Source organism: Thalassovita sp. (assembly GCF_965218685.1).
Classification (GTDB): Bacteria; Pseudomonadota; Alphaproteobacteria; order Rhodobacterales; family Rhodobacteraceae; genus Thalassobius.
This window is the reverse complement of record NZ_OZ244657.1, coordinates 2,842,018-2,856,912: the sequence shown is the minus strand read 5'-3', so window position 1 is coordinate 2,856,912 and position 14,895 is coordinate 2,842,018. Positions and strand designations below refer to the sequence as shown.

Below are 14,895 nucleotides of genomic sequence, written 5' to 3'. Positions count from 1 at the left end.
AGAATTAGGAAAAAGACATGGCCTCGATCTGGGAATATGCCAATCCGAAGAAGTTCATCGCCACCACGGACAAGCTTTTGCCGTGGATTTCCGTGCTTGCGCTGGCCGCGCTGGTTTCGGGGCTGATCTGGGGCTTCTTCTTTACGCCCGATGACTACAAGCAAGGCTCGACCGTGAAGATCATCTTCCTGCATGTGCCCTCAGCTTTGATGGCGATCAATGCGTGGATCATGATGCTGGTAGCCTCGCTTGTGTGGATCGTGCGGCGGCATCATGTTTCGGCGCTGGCGGCCCGTGCGGCCGCGCCCGTGGGCGCCGTGATGACGCTGATCGCGCTGGCGACCGGGGCGATCTGGGGCCAGCCCATGTGGGGTACCTGGTGGGAATGGGATCCGCGCCTGACCAGCTTTTTGATCCTGTTCCTGTTCTATCTTGGCTACATGGCCCTGTGGGCCGCGATCGAGAATGACGATACGGCGGCGGACCTGACCTCGATCCTGTGCCTTGTGGGATCGGTCTTTGCACTGCTCAGCCGCTATGCCGTGAATTTCTGGAACCAGGGGCTGCACCAGGGGGCGTCGCTGTCGCTGGACAAAGAAGAACACGTGCACGACGCCTTTTATAATCCGCTGCTGCTGTGTATCGCGGGCTTTGTGCTGCTGTTCATTGCGCTGGTGTTCCTGCGCACGCAAACGGAAATCCGAGCGCGCCGGATGCGCGCGCTGATGGCTCGGGAAAGGTTGGGGCAATGATTCCGGATCTTGGCAAGTACCAGACCGAGGTTCTGTCCTCGTACGCGGTGTCGATCACGATGATCGTGCTGTTGGTGGTGGTAAGTATCTTGCGCGCGCGCAAGGCAAAGGCCGCGCTGGAAGAGGTTGAACAAAGGGGTCGCAAGAATGGCTAAAATCTCACCTTTGATGATCGCTCCGCCGCTGGTGTTTGCTGGTTTGGCCGTGATGTTCATGGTTGGGATGCAGCGCGAAAACCCTGACGAGTTGCCCACCGCCTTGGCCGGGAAACAGGCCCCCGCGGTGCAGGCCATTGCCTTGTCGGACCTGCCCGAGTTCACGGATGCAGCGCTGCGCGACGGGCAGGTGAAACTGGTGAATTTCTGGGCCTCGTGGTGCGCCCCTTGCCGGGTCGAGCACCCCAACCTAGAGGCTCTGGCCGATCAGGGCGTGCCGATCTATGGCGTGAACTACAAGGACAAGCCAGAAGCCGCGCTGAAATTCCTGGCCGAATTGGGCAACCCCTATGTGGCGGTCAGTCAGGACGATACGGGCCGTATGGGGCTGAACTGGGGCGTTTACGGCGTTCCTGAAACCTATGTGATCGATGGCGAAGGGCGCATCCTGATGCGTCACGCGGGCCCGATCACTCAGCGCGTCATCGAAGGTAAGCTGGGCGAAACCATCAAGGCGGCGACAGCGGCCCAGTAACCAAACAGATCACCGGGGGCTGACGAAACCTTGATTGGTTATTTCAAGTCCAAATGCCTAAGACTAAGCTCAGGACTAACCGGGGATCGATGCATCATGCGTAAACTTGTCAGATGGATTGCGGCTGCTTTTCTGGGCGTGGCTGCCTTGCCGGCCATGGCCGATGACCATCCTGTACTGGTCGAGCTTTATACCTCGCAGGGGTGTTCGTCCTGCCCGCCCGCCGATGCGTTCATGAACAAGCTGGCCAAGCGTGACGACGTTATCGCCCTGGCGCTGCACGTGGATTACTGGGACTATATCGGTTGGCCGGACGAATTTGCGCAGGCCAAGTTCACCAAGCGACAGAAATCCTATGCGGTTTCGGCTGGCCGGCGGTCGATCTATACGCCCCAGATGATCGTTGGCGGGCAAGAGCACGTTGTTGGCAACCATCCGATGGATGTGAACGACCTGATCAGAAAACATGCGGCCAAGGAGCCTGCAGTTTCTGTCGGGTTGAAGCGTCAGGGTGATAGACTGACCATCACGGCCAGCGCCGATCGTCCCCTGAATGAGCCGCTTTTGGTGCAGATGGTGCGCTATATGCCCGGCAAGCAGGTGATGATCCGCCGCGGAGAGAACGCGGGCCGGACAATCCAGTATTCAAACATCGTGACCGATTGGAAACTGGTCGGTGAATGGGATCCGCGCGCGCCTTTGTCGACGACGGGCAAGATCACGGGTGATGCACCGGTGGTGGTGATCGTTCAGCGTCACGGCCCCGGCGAGGTGCTGGCCACGGCGCGCCTGCGCTAAAGCGTCTTGCTCCAGCGGCGGTGAATCCAGAACCATTGTTCGGGGTGATCCTTGATCCGTTCTTCCAGCCTCTCAGTCATTTCCCGCGTCATTCTTTCGGCCGTGGTGTGTTCAATCGGAGCGTCGATCTGCACGTCGAATGTCAGCCCGTCCGCGCGACGAATGGCGAAGAACGGGATCAGTAAGGCCTTGGTTCTAAGGGCAATATCCGCCGCCGAGGTCTGCGTCATCGCGGGTTTGCCCAGGAATGATATTGGCCGCCCCCCAGCCGCGTAGATATCGAACAGCAAAACGCCCATGCCGCCCTTGAGGATATGGCGGACCAGCCCCATCGTGCCCTGCGCGCCCTGCGGGAAAACGGGGCCTGACAGGCGCTCCATATTCTTGGCGTAGTGGGCGTTGAAATAGGGGTTAGAAAGGGGCCGGTACAGCCCGCCGATCTGGAACCCACGATTGACCAGGGCGGCGCGCGGAACCTCGAAATTGGCGAAATGGGCTGTCACCATCATGACAGGACGCCCCTCGGCGCGGGCCTGTTCCAGGGCGGCCAGACCGGGCCCCGAGATTACCTGATCCTTGGTACGCTCCAAAAGGCCCTGAGTGTCGTAATTTTCGATCATGGTGCGGCCGGCGTTGTCGGCGACGGCATCGGCGATCTGGCGGCGGCGCGTTTCGGGCATGTCTGGGTAGATATAGGCCAGGTTGGCCATCGCCCGATCCCGGTAGCCCACCATCGGAGCCAGAATGCGGCGGACGAACCAGCCGATAAAGCGGACACGCAGGCTCCAGGGCAGGGCCAGGGCCGTGCCGATCAGACCACGCAGAATGCGGTCAAAGACCCAGTCTTGCCAGGTTCCGGTTGGTTTTGCTTGTGCCACGCGGCCTCTAGGCTCTTGTTTCCCGATGCCACACATAAATCCCGGACACGGCGATCACAAGGGCGCCAATGACCGTCCACAGGTCAGGATATTCCGCAAAGATCGAAATTCCCCAGAAGGTGGCGAAGATCAGGCCGGTATATGCAAAGGGGGCCAGCATCGCGGCCTCGCCTATGGACAGCGCCCGGATCAGAAGCAACTGCGAGATTGTGCCAAAAAAAGCCAGCACCAGCATCAACCCGATGGCCGTGGGGCTGGGCGATTCCCAGAAAAACGGTACCGCCAAAGAGAACCCGACAGCACCAATCACAGCAGTGTAGAAAAGCGAGGTCCACGGATCCTCGGACCTGCCAACATAGCGTGTAATCAGGCTGAAGCCGGTATAGCAGCAGGCAGCAGTCAGCGGGAACAGCGCCCAGACAGACAGAACGCCCGAGCCGGGGCGGATCACGATCATCGCGCCGATCAGGGCCGCAATGACACCGAACAGGCGCCGTGGTCCAAGGCGTTCGCCCAGAAAAAGCGCCGCCCCCAGGGTGATCAGCACCGGGTTGATGTTCATAATCGCCGTCGCCTCGGCCAGATCTATATGTGCAAGGCCGGTGAAAAAACACGAGGTTCCGATCATCAGGAGGAGTGAACGGGTGACCTGCAATACCGGAAAATTGGTCTTGACCACCTGTCTTAGCCGGGGCGCAACGAAGATCAGCACCACCAGGCCTTGGCCCGCATACCGCGCCCAGACCATGGGGATGATGCCGACGTGATTATTCAGTTCCTTGGCTGTCGCGTCCATGGCCGAAAGGCAGAAGATGGCGCCAACCATCATGAGGATGGCCTTGGCATTGGGCGAGAGGCGGCTCATACAGATGTCCTGAGGAATTGAATTCCCCAGAATGTTATGAGCTATATCAATTCGTGTCCAGCCAGTTCGGTGGTGAATTTATTCGTCGTCGTCGCTAATCATCTCCAATTCACCGGCGTCAGCGAGGGACCGGATGGCCACGATCACCGCGGTCATCGCCTCTTCCCCGGCTTTGGGTTTGATCGTGCCAGCCTCTGAAATTTCGTCTCGCAGGGAATCGGCCATGCGGGACGAAAGGTTGGACAGGATATATTCGGCCACCGCCGCATCTTCGGTCGTTTGGGCATGGGCAAGGGCGGTGACAAGATCGGCCTGATCGACCGCACGGGTGACTTTGGCGACGTCCAGCGGAGCGATCCGCGCGGGGATATCCTTGAAAGTAAAGATGGTTTTTCGCACGCGTTCGGCAAAATCCTGATCCTCGCCCTCAAGCGCGGACAGCAGGGTATCGCGGGTTTCGGTCGACGAGAAATTCAGGATCGCCCCCACGCGTTTTTCCGGGCCGTCTTCAAAAGCGCGTTCTGGGCGGGCGTCCATTTGCGCGGCCAAAGACAGGCCGATCCGGTCCACCGTGTCAGGGGTCACCGCACCGGTCTGGGACATTGCATAGGTGATGCGGCGCGCGCGGTCGCCCGGCAACAAAGAAAGCATCTCGGCCGCGTGGGGGACCTCTAGTTTTGACATGACCACGGCGGCAATCTCGATCGCTTCGGTTTCGAAAATGGGCAGCAAAGCCTGCGCGGTCATGGCGCGAATCCGGTCCCACGGATCAGCATATTGGCGCACACCTGCCTGAGAGCGCAGGCGCGCAGCGGTGCGCGGATGAATACGCCCGTCCAGAATGGTCAGCGCACCGGCAAGATCATGGGGAAAGGTGACGCCGATCTGCTCCAGTTGCCCGGCGAATTCCGCAACGACCGCCGCAAGGGTATCGCGGTCAACCAGACGCATGTCGCCGATTTGGCGGGTCAGTTCGGCCTGAAGGCTGTCGGGCAGGCTGCGAAAATCCAGATCCGCCCCTTCAGACAGCAGGAATCGCACCATGATCGCTGCCTTCTGTTTCCGGGTAAGCCCGGATTTGCCCTTGCGCAGGCTGCGCGCAGGGGAAGAAGACGCCGGAACGGGAATTTCTTTCCGGACGGGTGTGATGCGGGCTAGTTGGGTCGAGTTGCTCATCCATCCCTCGTTTCTGTCAGCAGAGACAGATAATCAGGCAAGGGTGAACAAAGGCTTAGCCCGTTTGAATTAGCCGGTCGCGCTTGTGCAGCTTTTCGAATCCTTGTCCCAAATCATGCCGTCGGCACAGGACATGGCCTGCTGATGGCCGCGACTACATTCGGCAATAGCCAGAGCCGGGGCGCTGGCCAGAACAAGGGCTGCAAGAATGGTTCTGATCATGAAAAACTCCCTGCCATGATGTGACATGGCAGGGAGCATAGCATATTTGGGCGATTCTGGCGAAATCAGCTGTCGCCGAAGACCCGTTTGAAAATCGTGTCGACATGTTTGGTGTGATAACCCATGTCGAATTTTTCGTTGATGCCATCGACGCCCAGGGCTTTGACAACCTCTTCGTCGGCCAGCAGCAGCTCGCGGAAATCCAGGCGTTCTTCCCAGACTTTCAAGGCGTTACGCTGCACCATCGAGTAGGCATCTTCGCGCGACACACCGGCTTGGGTCAGCGCCAGCAGCACGCGCTGCGACATCACCAGACCGGGGAATTTGTTCATGTTGTCCAGCATGTTCTCGGGGAAGATCAGCATCTTGTCGACAACACCAGCCAGGCGGTTCAGGGCAAAATCCAGCGTTACGGTGGCGTCGGGGCCGATGCCGCGTTCGACGGACGAGTGCGAGATGTCCCGCTCGTGCCACAGGGCGACGTTTTCCATCGCGGGGATCACGGTCATGCGCACCAGACGGGCCAGACCAGTCAGGTTTTCGGTCAGCACGGGGTTTTTCTTGTGCGGCATCGCGGACGAGCCTTTCTGGCCCATCGAGAAGAATTCCGCGCCTTCCAGAACCTCGGTCCGCTGCATGTGACGGATCTCGATGGCGACGTTCTCGATCGACGAGGCGATCACGCCCAGAACGGCAAAGAACATGGCGTGGCGGTCACGCGGGATCACCTGCGTGCTGATAGGTTCGGGCGACAGGCCCAGCTTGGCGCAGACATGCTCTTCGACGCGGGGGTCGATGTTGGCGAAGGTGCCAACCGCACCGGAAATCGCACCGGTGGCAACCTCTTCGCGGGCCTGTTGCAGTCGGGCCTTGTTGCGGTCCATTTCAGCATAGAACCGGGCGAAGGTCAGACCCATGGTGGTGGGCTCGGCGTGGATGCCGTGGCTGCGGCCGACGCGCACGGTGTCTTTATGCTCCAGCGCGCGCTTTTTCAGCGCGGCCAGCAGTTTGTCCATGTCTTCCAGCAGGATGTCTGCGGCGCGGACCAGCTGCACGTTCAGGCAGGTGTCCAGCACATCCGACGAGGTCATGCCCTGGTGCACGAAACGTGCCTCTTCGCTGCCTACATGTTCGGCCAGGTGGGTCAGGAAGGCGATGACGTCATGCTTGGTGACGGCCTCGATCTCGTCGATACGGGCCACGTCGAATTCCACGTCCTTGGCTTTCCACACAGCGTCAGCGTTTTCACGCGGGATCACGCCCAGATCGGCCATGGCGTCACAGGCATGAGCCTCGATCTCGTACCAGATTTTGAACTTGGTGGCGGGTTCCCAGATGGCGGTCATCTGCGGGCGGGCATAACGGGGGATCATCGGCGGTTCCTCGGGGAATTTCGGTTTCGCCGTGTCTTTACCCCCGGTGGCCCCGCGCGGCAAGGGTCGCGAGGTCACATGTCCCCTCAGGGATCACTCGGCCAGTACCGTTTTCACCATGCTGGAGCGGGTCAGGGTATGATGCACCGGGCATTTATCTGCAATTTCCAACAGGCGCTGGCGCTGGTCCGGGGTCAGCGGCCCATCAAGATGGATGACGCGGGTGAACTGATCGATCTTGTCACTGCCACCGGCATCCTGGGCGTGCACTTTGTTCTGAGTGATATCGGCGCGCACATGGGTCAGCGGCCAGCCCTTGCGGCGGGCATACATGCGGATGGTCATGGTGGTGCAAGCGCCCAGACCGGCGGACAGAAACCCATAAGGCGTCATGCCCCGATTCGTGCCGCCATAGGCCAGAGGCTCGTCCGCGACTGAATGGTGATGCGGGCCGGACTGGATGTCCTGCAAGAACCCGGCCGGATCAGCCTCGGAGACGCGGACCACACCCTCGGGCGCGCCGGGGGGCGGGGCAGGGTGGCGCAGGTCCAGATAGCGGCTGGCCCAGGTCGAGATCACCTCGGCCGCGTAATCGGCATCCGCGCCATCCGAGATCAGGTGATCCGCATCATCCAGCGTAACAAAGCTTTTGGGGTGTTTGGCGGCCACGAAAATGTCTGTCGCGTTTTCGATCCCAACGACCTGATCCAGCGGCGCATGCAGCACCAGCAGCGCGGCATTCAGCTCGGTGATCGCCTTGTGCAGCTTGCTGGCTGAAACATCGTGAATGAACTCTCGCGTGATTGGGAATTCTCCGTGCCCCAGTTGAACTTGAGCCTGACCCTCGGCCTCGATCCGGTCCAGATCACCATGAAAGGCATGCAGAACATGGGCCGGATCCGCTGGTGCGTTCAGGGTGGCCACGGCCTTGATCCCGTCAATCTGACCCGCCGCGCGCAACACGGCAGCCCCGCCAAGCGAGTGACCGATCAGCAGGCTGGGGGGCATGCCGCGTCCCGTCAGATGCTGGGCGGCGGCAACGATATCGGCCACGTTCGAGCTGAACGTGGTATTGGCAAATTCGCCTCCCGAATGGCCTAAGCCTGTGAAATCAAAACGCAAAACCGCGATTCCCAGTCCGGCCAAACGCTGACTGATCCGGCGCGCAGCAGCGATATCCTTGGTGCAGGTAAAGCAATGGGCCAGGATCGCGGTGGCCTGGTGCGGCCCCTCGGGCAAATCCAGTCGCGCGGCCAGTATGTCCCCGTCATGGCCGTCAAAGGTAAGGCGTTCGGATGGCAATTGGTGTCTCCGGTAAGTGGCTGCGGTCAGGACTGTCAGACTAGGGTGGCGGACCTCACACCGCCAGACGATGTGTCAGCAAATAACGCGAAGTTGAGATTGGGTGTGCACCACAAAAAAAGGCCACCGCCGAAGCGATGGCCAGTATCCCAGTACAAGGGATAAGGGACGCATTGGATCGTGGGTCAGCCCGCGATCTGGGTGATGAACTGCATCACGTCGGCGGTCGCGCCACGCGCGCTGAGCGCGGTGAACAAGCCGGTCAGCGACAGGGCATGGGCGGCCAGGCGGAAATCTTCGCCGCGGAACAGGTTATAGACCATCAGGAAGGCCGCCAGCGGCAAGGAGAAGACGCCGACGGTGATAGCCAGGAACCATGTTGCCATGCGCGCCACGCTGTTGCGGGGCGAGGCAATGCCAGAAGCCTCGAGGGCGGCGTCATCCTCGGCGTCGAAAGAAATGCGCAGGTCAGACAGCTCGTGCAGGTCGGACTGGTCATTGGCCAGGCGATTGCGGCGGTCATATTCGGTTTCCAGCGCGCGCGAAGTAGAATCGACATCCGGAAAACGCGTTGCCGCACGGGCGGTCTGCGGGCGGTTGGGATCACGGGTGGGCAGCGTCGGGCGGACGGGCGTGTCCGCAACAACAGCAGCGCCTTGCACCGCAGCGACGGGCTGCGCCTGCGCCTCTGCCAGCGGTTGCGCCTGAACCAGCACCGGGCGGGTTGAGCGCTGCATCCGGCCGGGTTTCTTGCGTTTGACACGGCGGGGCATCACGCGGGCCACGGCCTTGACGAAATCCTTGGTGTCCAGCAGGGACCCTTCGTTCAGCCAGTGCACGTAGTCGGGCTCCAGCCAGATCGCCATCTGGCACGTCAGGCTGGCCAGAGTGGCCTGGGTATTGCGGCGAGCCGGTACGGCGACTGTATCATCCTGTTGGCTCAGCGACAGCTCGATGATCAGCGCGGCACTGTCCAGCACCTCCTGGCTCGAGTGGGTCTCGGCCGTGGGCATTACATCCTGGGTGCGCGGTGCGGTTTCGGGAACCGAAAGCTCCAGCGTCAGCACGTCCGAGGTTACCTGAACATGGCTGTCCGACAGGACCTGCACACTGCAGATGCGATGGCCGTTGGCTTCCAGCACCCGCTGCATGCTGGCGCTGAGTTCCAGCGTGTCGCAGCTCCGCGAGGCCATGAAGACAAGCCCTGAGGTAAAGCGGTTTTCATCCATGTTCATAACAGATCTCCGGTCTGTACTCGTTGCTCAACCCAAAGGTGACCGAAGAAAAGGGAAAGAATATGGCCGGAATTTGCTGGTTTGCGGGTAATTGCCCCAAAGGCGTGGGATTGTTCTGCGTCTCAGAACAATTCACAAAACTTTCTTAAGTCTTGTGGCTGAAATCCGGGCAAACGAGCGGTGCAGGCCGGATGGTCGCCGGATCAGCCTTTAAATTACCCGTTGATTCGTGGGTCGCAAGGCTGACCTGTCGTGATGGTTAACAAAGCATTGAAGTCAGCCGCACAACAGAAAAGGGCGCCGACCAGCGGCGCCCTTCCCAAAGCTTTCCGAACCGGAATTAGCAGCTGTAGTACAGCTGGAATTCCATGGGGTGCGGGGTGTGCTCGTAAGCTTCGATTTCTTCCATCTTCAGATCGATGTAGCCTTCGATCTGGTCTTTGGTGAACACGTCACCGGCCAGCAGGAAGTCCATGTCGGCTTCCAGCTCTTCCATGGCTTCGCGCAAGCTGCCACAGACGGTCGGGATGCCGGCCAGCTCTTCTGCGGGCAGGTCGTACAGGTTCTTGTCCATGGCTTCGCCCGGATCGATCTTGTTCTGGATGCCGTCGATACCGGCCATCAGCAGAGCAGCGAAGCACAGGTAGGGGTTCGCCGAGGGATCGGGGAAACGTGCTTCGACGCGCTTGGCTTTGGGCGATTCCGCGAAGGGAATACGTACACAACCCGAACGGTTCGACGCCGAGTAGGCGCGCAGAACGGGGGCTTCGAAGCCCGGGATCAGACGCTTGTAAGAGTTGGTCGACGGGTTGGTGAAGGCGTTCAGCGCTTTGGCGTGCTTCAGGATACCACCGATGAAATACAGGGCTTCCTGCGACAGGTCAGCGTATTTGTCGCCTGCGAACAGGGGCTTACCGTCTTTCCAGATCGACATGTTCACGTGCATGCCGGTGCCGTTGTCGCCTGCGATGGGCTTGGGCATGAAGGTTGCCGACTTGCCGTAGGCTTGGGCAACGTTGTGGACGATGTACTTGTACTTCTGGATCTCGTCAGCCTGTTTGGTGACGGTGCCGAAGACCAGGCCCAGCTCGTGCTGACAGGACGCCACTTCGTGGTGGTGCTTGTCAACTTTCATGCCGATGCGCTTCATGGTCGACAGCATTTCCGAACGCAGATCATGCGAGTCGTCGATCGGGTTCACGGGGAAATAGCCGCCTTTGACGCCGGGACGGTGGCCAGTGTTGCCCATCTCGTAGTCGGTGTCGGTGTTCCAGGATGCGTCCAGAGCGTCGACTTCGTAGGACACTTTGTTGATCGAGTTCGAGTACTTGACGTTGTCGAACAGGAAGAATTCAGCTTCGGGGCCCATGAAGGCCGAGTCACCAATGCCCGAGGACTTCAGGTAGGCTTCGGCTTTTTCGGCGGTACCGCGGGGGTCGCGCTCGTATGCTTCGCCGGTGTCGGGTTCGACGACCGAGCAGTGAATGCAGAGCGTTTTCTCGGCATAGAAGGGGTCGATGTAGACAGACTCGGTGTCGAAGACCAGTTTCATGTCCGACGATTCAATCGACTTCCAACCAGCAATGGAGGAGCCGTCAAACATGAAGCCGCCTTCCAGGAAGTCGGCGTCAACTTCGTCGCAGATCACGGTCACGTGCTGCAGCTTGCCGCGCGGATCGGTGAAGCGAACGTCCAGGTACTCGACCTGCTCGTCTTTCATGAGTTGCAGGACTGCGTCAATGCTCATTCCCTTAATCCCTTTCGTTATCTTTGGGGTGTATTACAGAGCGTCCGAGCCGGACTCGCCGGTGCGGATGCGGATCGCTTGTTCGACAGGGCTGACGAAGATCTTACCATCGCCAATCTTGTCGGTTTTCGCAGCGTCGATAATCGCCTCGATGGCGCCATCGACCAGATCATCGTCCAGGATGACCTCGATTTTCACTTTGGGCAGAAAGTCCACGACATATTCAGCGCCGCGATACAGTTCCGTATGGCCTTTTTGACGGCCGAACCCTTTGACTTCGATCACGCTCAGGCCTTGGATTCCGGCCTCTTGCAGCGCTTCTTTTACTTCATCCAGCTTGAAAGGCTTGATGATGGCTTCGATTTTTTTCATCGACTTTGGTCTCCTCGCCAGCACGTGTCCCAAGCGACAGAACACTTTCCCTAAGGGACCACAATTGGCTATCATCTCAGTGCGTAATTGGGGGTTTCGAAAGCCCTGGTGAAGGCTAAAAAATAGTCAAGTTGATGAAAAAATAGTCACTTTGAAAACAAAAGGTCCATATTTATGACCGAAATTTTGACAGCTGCACAAATGCGCAGCATCGAGCAGGCCGCCATCGAGTCGGGGCAGGTCACAGGCCTTGAATTGATGGAGCGGGCCGGTCGTGGTGTGGTCGAGGCCGTGTTCGAGGAATGGCCCGAATTGGCTCAGGCGCCCCACCGCGCCGTGGTGCTCTGCGGTCCCGGCAACAATGGCGGCGACGGGTTCGTCATCGCGCGTTTATTGAAGGAATGGGGCTGGGAGGTCGAGGTGTTTTTGTATGGGGACGCCGAGAAACTGCCACCGGATGCGCGGGTGAATTATGAGCGGTGGGACGGACGCGTTGGCACTTTTGCGGATTATGATAAACGCCGAATCTGGCAATGTGACCTGTTGGTCGATGCGCTGTTCGGAACTGGGCTGAAGCGTGGGCTGCAACCACTTGGAAAGCTATTTTGGAACATGGAGGATATGATCGACTGTTTTGCAGTTGAACCCGGGCATGAGCTGGGGCGTCCCGCAATTGTCGCGGTCGATGTACCAAGCGGAATTTGTTCGGACAGCGGGCGGGACTTTCCGCATGGTGACGAACATTACCGTTTTGCGGGTGCAGCGCATCTGACAGTAACTTTCCATCGCCCCAAGTTGGGGCATGTGCTCGACGAGGGGGCGGACGCGTGCGGGAAGCTTGTCGTGAAATCAATTGGTTTGGTTGAGACAAAGGAATTGGCTGCCCGTGCAGTAGAGACAATGAAAACGCGGAATGTGGCCAAGATCGAAGGGGAGGCAGCTTGGCGTTCCAAGCAGCGCCAGATTTGCAAAACTGTTGGGCAAATACATCCGAGTTGGCTGAGAAAAAATCCTGATGTGCATAAGTATTCTCACGGCCATGCTCTGATCCTTTCTGGCGGGGCGGGCAAGACCGGGGCGGCGCGGTTGGCGGCGCGGGGGGCTTTGCGGATCGGGGCGGGCTTGGTGACTTTGGGTGTGCCGGGGGCGGCGCAGCAAGAGGTTGCCTCGCAGGTGACGGCGATCATGCTGCAAAGGGCCGGAACCGAGGAGGAGTTGGCCTCGGTGCTAAAGGATACCCGTCTGAATGCGCTGTGCCTGGGGCCGGGCATGGGGGTCTCGCGGGCGCGTGATCTGGTGCCGGTGGCTTTGGCGGCGGGCCGCGCCACCGTATTGGATGCGGATGCTTTGACCGCCTTTGCCGATGACCCCGAGGCGTTGTTTGATCTAACGCGCGGCACGCAGACTGTTCTGACACCCCATGGCGGCGAATTTGCGCGTCTGTTCCCGGATATTGCCGCCAAGCTGAAGGCCGTGCCCACCGCGGGTCCTGCGTACTCCAAGGTGGACGCCACGCGCGAGGCCGCCGCGCGGGCGGGATGCGTGGTGCTGTACAAGGGGCCGGACACGGTGATCGCCGCGCCAGACGGGCAATGCAGCATCAATGCAGCGGTTTACGAGCGAGCCGCGCCCTGGCTGGCAACCGCCGGGTCGGGGGACGTGCTGGCCGGGTTCATCACGGGGCTGTTGGCGCGGGGGTTCAGCCCTCTGATGGCGGCCGAGACCGGGGCCTGGCTGCACGTTGAGTGCGCGCGTGCCTTTGGGCCCGGTCTGATTGCCGAGGATCTGCCCGAGATGCTGCCTGCGGTCTTCAGATCGATTGAAAATCCGAAGGCGTAAAGATGATTTTTGCTCTCGCCTTCGGAAAAACTCTTTGCTAATCATCGCCGGACCAGCCCAAGGGCTGTCCAGTGCGGGTGTGGCGAAATTGGTAGACGCACCAGATTTAGGTTCTGGCGCCGCAAGGCGTGGGGGTTCAAGTCCCTCCACCCGCACCATTTTTTAAATATAGGTTAAAAACCAATTGCTTAGGTATGGCGGGCGGGTTTCTGTCCACCGTTTTGCCCACCCTTGAGTGTTTTATGCGCGCTTCTTGTCGCGGTCACCCGGGTTTATGTGTGCCTTTGAGGGCTCGCTAGGATTGCTCAACGCACTGTCGCCGGGACTTCTTGGGTGACTTGGGGGGAGCGGACCGTCAATGCAAACGCGATGTTTTGTATAGTTCCCCCGAAAGCAGACATCGCACGAGGTGTGATGGTTATCGGCGAGCCCCTATTTGAGACGGGCATCTCGTACTTGTTAAGCACTATTCGCGATCTTCGCGGTTTCACATTTTATTTTCTAATGACGAACCGGGCGGGTTTTTCAGATTGAGCCAGCAGGCACTCAATTTACGCTGGGGGTGATCCCCCCGCCTTTCGGCGGGAGGAGTGTTTGCGTTACTGAAGCAGATCGGTCCAGACTTTGGTGACGAGGTCCTGTGCCTCGGCGCTGCAAGCCTGCGCAAAGATGACCGGCACATCTGGGAACAGCTCGGGGGCGTTTTCCTGAGTGTAAACCGCTTTGCTTTCGTCAATTTCAACCGGGGCCGAGTGGGCGTAGTAATTGTACTGCACGGTTGCGTTTTCGACGGTGGACATGAACTCGATGAATGCCTTGGCGTTGTCGACATTTGCGGCCCCTGCAGGAACGACAAAGCTGTCCAGCCAGCCAACCAGCCCTTCCTTGGGCATGGCGAATTCGATATTCGCACCCGAGTTGCGCAGACGCAGGGCGTTACCGTCCCACCAGAAATGCGCGCCAACATCACCCGAGCCGATCCGGTTTTCGATGTTGTCCGAAGTATAGGCCACGACGGCGGGTTTTTGGGCGGCCAGAAGGTCATAGACCTTTTTCATGTCGGCCTTGCTTTCGGTGCAATATTCAACCCCCAGATACAGCTGAGCGGCCGAAACGACCTCGTCGGGGTAGGACAGAAGCGCGATGGAGCCCGCCAGATCGGTCGGCTCGAACAGAACCGACCAGCTGTCGACCGGGCCGTCGTATTTGTCGCGGTTCACAGCGAAACCGGCCGTGCCATATGCCAACGGGATCGAATAGTCATTGCTGGGATCCCACCATTGGCCTTGCCAGCGTTCGTCCAGCTGGTTGTAGGCGTTCAGCGCGTGGGCGTCGATGTCTTCCAGCAGACCTTCGTCGATCATGATCTTCACGAAGTGCTGCGAAGGGGTGACCAGATCGTAACCCGATGCACCCGATTGCAGCTTGGTCAGCGCGTCTTCGTTCGACGAGAAGCTGTCAACGTTGACCTCGATGCCGGTCTCTGACGTGAACTTTTCGATCAGGTCAGGAGCGATCGAGTCGGCCCAGACGTAGATGTTAAGCGATCCTTCGGCAGACGCAGTGCCTGCCAACGGCAAGATCATGGCAGCAGTCATTAGTAGTTTTTTCATTATAGATACCTCCTTGGTAACTGTTGGTGTTGG

The 14,895-nt window shown here is 59.4% G+C and carries 15 protein-coding genes and 1 tRNA gene; 6 read left to right on the top strand and 10 right to left on the bottom strand.

The window, feature by feature from the left end; translation table 11 throughout:
- Positions 1–17 precede the first annotated feature (17 nt).
- The 4 genes from ACOQOQ_RS14080 to ACOQOQ_RS14065 all read left to right on the top strand — a co-directional run bounded on the left by ACOQOQ_RS14080 (position 18) and on the right by ACOQOQ_RS14065 (position 2,240).
- Positions 18–752: a heme ABC transporter permease gene (locus ACOQOQ_RS14080; protein WP_420567619.1), complete on the top strand. Its 735-nt coding sequence runs from the start codon at positions 18–20 to the stop codon at positions 750–752.
- Complete coding sequence (ccmD, locus tag ACOQOQ_RS14075; protein WP_420567618.1) at positions 749–907, top strand: heme exporter protein CcmD; 159 nt, start codon at positions 749–751, stop codon at positions 905–907. Before ACOQOQ_RS14080 ends, ccmD begins: the two co-directional genes overlap by 4 nt.
- Positions 900–1,442 (top strand): DsbE family thiol:disulfide interchange protein, encoded by a 543-nt coding sequence (locus ACOQOQ_RS14070; protein ID WP_420567617.1) that lies wholly within the window; start codon positions 900–902, stop codon positions 1,440–1,442. The genes ccmD and ACOQOQ_RS14070 overlap by 8 nt, the downstream gene beginning before the upstream one ends.
- A gap of 96 nt (positions 1,443–1,538) precedes the next feature.
- Complete coding sequence (locus tag ACOQOQ_RS14065) at positions 1,539–2,240, top strand: DUF1223 domain-containing protein (RefSeq protein ID WP_420567616.1); 702 nt, start codon at positions 1,539–1,541, stop codon at positions 2,238–2,240.
- Here the strand turns inward: ACOQOQ_RS14065 and ACOQOQ_RS14060 are convergent.
- From ACOQOQ_RS14060 to ACOQOQ_RS14020, 9 genes are all read right to left on the bottom strand, one after another.
- Positions 2,237–3,118 carry a lysophospholipid acyltransferase family protein gene (locus ACOQOQ_RS14060; protein ID WP_420567615.1) on the bottom strand — a complete coding sequence of 294 codons (882 nt, stop codon included), beginning with the start codon at positions 3,116–3,118 and terminating at the stop codon, positions 2,237–2,239. The genes ACOQOQ_RS14065 and ACOQOQ_RS14060 overlap by 4 nt on opposite strands.
- 7 nt (positions 3,119–3,125) lie before the next feature.
- Positions 3,126–3,983 (bottom strand): DMT family transporter, encoded by an 858-nt coding sequence (locus ACOQOQ_RS14055; protein ID WP_420567614.1) that lies wholly within the window; start codon positions 3,981–3,983, stop codon positions 3,126–3,128.
- A 78-nt stretch (positions 3,984–4,061) separates the two neighbouring features.
- Positions 4,062–5,159 carry a flagellar motor switch protein FliG gene (locus ACOQOQ_RS14050; RefSeq protein WP_420567613.1) on the bottom strand — a complete coding sequence of 366 codons (1,098 nt, stop codon included), beginning with the start codon at positions 5,157–5,159 and terminating at the stop codon, positions 4,062–4,064.
- A 69-nt stretch (positions 5,160–5,228) separates the two neighbouring features.
- Positions 5,229–5,381 (bottom strand): carbohydrate-binding module family 14 protein, encoded by a 153-nt coding sequence (locus tag ACOQOQ_RS14045; RefSeq protein ID WP_420567612.1) that lies wholly within the window; start codon positions 5,379–5,381, stop codon positions 5,229–5,231.
- A 65-nt stretch (positions 5,382–5,446) separates the two neighbouring features.
- A complete protein-coding gene (gene purB / locus ACOQOQ_RS14040) occupies positions 5,447–6,754 on the bottom strand; it encodes an adenylosuccinate lyase (protein ID WP_420567611.1) in 1,308 nt (435 codons plus the stop codon).
- Positions 6,755–6,847: 93 nt separating this feature from the next.
- Positions 6,848–8,056, bottom strand: a complete 1,209-nt coding sequence (locus ACOQOQ_RS14035) for an alpha/beta fold hydrolase (protein WP_420567610.1) — start codon at positions 8,054–8,056, stop codon at positions 6,848–6,850.
- A 185-nt stretch (positions 8,057–8,241) separates the two neighbouring features.
- On the bottom strand, positions 8,242–9,291 hold the full coding sequence (locus ACOQOQ_RS14030; protein WP_420567609.1) for a hypothetical protein: 1,050 nt from the start codon (positions 9,289–9,291) through the stop codon (positions 8,242–8,244).
- Between the two features lie 340 nt (positions 9,292–9,631).
- Complete coding sequence (gene glnA, locus ACOQOQ_RS14025) at positions 9,632–11,038, bottom strand: type I glutamate--ammonia ligase (RefSeq protein ID WP_420567608.1); 1,407 nt, start codon at positions 11,036–11,038, stop codon at positions 9,632–9,634.
- Between the two features lie 33 nt (positions 11,039–11,071).
- Positions 11,072–11,410 (bottom strand): P-II family nitrogen regulator, encoded by a 339-nt coding sequence (locus ACOQOQ_RS14020; protein ID WP_420567607.1) that lies wholly within the window; start codon positions 11,408–11,410, stop codon positions 11,072–11,074.
- Between the two features lie 174 nt (positions 11,411–11,584).
- On the opposite strand from ACOQOQ_RS14020, the gene ACOQOQ_RS14015 reads away from it, so the two are divergent.
- Both ACOQOQ_RS14015 and ACOQOQ_RS14010 read left to right on the top strand, forming a co-directional pair.
- A complete protein-coding gene (locus tag ACOQOQ_RS14015; protein ID WP_420567606.1) occupies positions 11,585–13,249 on the top strand; it encodes an NAD(P)H-hydrate dehydratase in 1,665 nt (554 codons plus the stop codon).
- 73 nt (positions 13,250–13,322) lie between these two features.
- Positions 13,323–13,407, top strand: a tRNA-Leu gene (locus tag ACOQOQ_RS14010).
- A 441-nt stretch (positions 13,408–13,848) separates the two neighbouring features.
- Here the strand turns inward: ACOQOQ_RS14010 and ACOQOQ_RS14005 are convergent.
- Positions 13,849–14,862, bottom strand: coding sequence for an ABC transporter substrate-binding protein (locus tag ACOQOQ_RS14005; RefSeq protein WP_420567605.1), 1,014 nt, complete (start codon positions 14,860–14,862; stop codon positions 13,849–13,851).
- Positions 14,863–14,895: the final 33 nt, after the last annotated feature.

Bases quoted from the DNA above. Each gene is read 5' to 3' on its own strand.
- purB (WP_420567611.1), bottom strand. From the start codon at position 6,754: ATGATCCCCCGTTATGCCCGCCCGCAGATGACCGCCATCTGGGAACCC.
- ACOQOQ_RS14050 (WP_420567613.1), bottom strand. From the start codon at position 5,159: ATGAGCAACTCGACCCAACTAGCCCGCATCACACCCGTCCGGAAAGAA.
- ACOQOQ_RS14020 (WP_420567607.1), bottom strand. From the start codon at position 11,410: ATGAAAAAAATCGAAGCCATCATCAAGCCTTTCAAGCTGGATGAAGTA.
- ACOQOQ_RS14005 (WP_420567605.1), bottom strand. From the start codon at position 14,862: ATGAAAAAACTACTAATGACTGCTGCCATGATCTTGCCGTTGGCAGGC.
- ACOQOQ_RS14080 (WP_420567619.1), top strand. From the start codon at position 18: ATGGCCTCGATCTGGGAATATGCCAATCCGAAGAAGTTCATCGCCACC.
- ACOQOQ_RS14030 (WP_420567609.1), bottom strand. From the start codon at position 9,291: ATGAACATGGATGAAAACCGCTTTACCTCAGGGCTTGTCTTCATGGCC.
- ACOQOQ_RS14065 (WP_420567616.1), top strand. From the start codon at position 1,539: ATGCGTAAACTTGTCAGATGGATTGCGGCTGCTTTTCTGGGCGTGGCT.
- ACOQOQ_RS14070 (WP_420567617.1), top strand. From the start codon at position 900: ATGGCTAAAATCTCACCTTTGATGATCGCTCCGCCGCTGGTGTTTGCT.
- ACOQOQ_RS14045 (WP_420567612.1), bottom strand. From the start codon at position 5,381: ATGATCAGAACCATTCTTGCAGCCCTTGTTCTGGCCAGCGCCCCGGCT.
- ACOQOQ_RS14055 (WP_420567614.1), bottom strand. From the start codon at position 3,983: ATGAGCCGCCTCTCGCCCAATGCCAAGGCCATCCTCATGATGGTTGGC.
- ccmD (WP_420567618.1), top strand. From the start codon at position 749: ATGATTCCGGATCTTGGCAAGTACCAGACCGAGGTTCTGTCCTCGTAC.
- ACOQOQ_RS14015 (WP_420567606.1), top strand. From the start codon at position 11,585: ATGACCGAAATTTTGACAGCTGCACAAATGCGCAGCATCGAGCAGGCC.
- glnA (WP_420567608.1), bottom strand. From the start codon at position 11,038: ATGAGCATTGACGCAGTCCTGCAACTCATGAAAGACGAGCAGGTCGAG.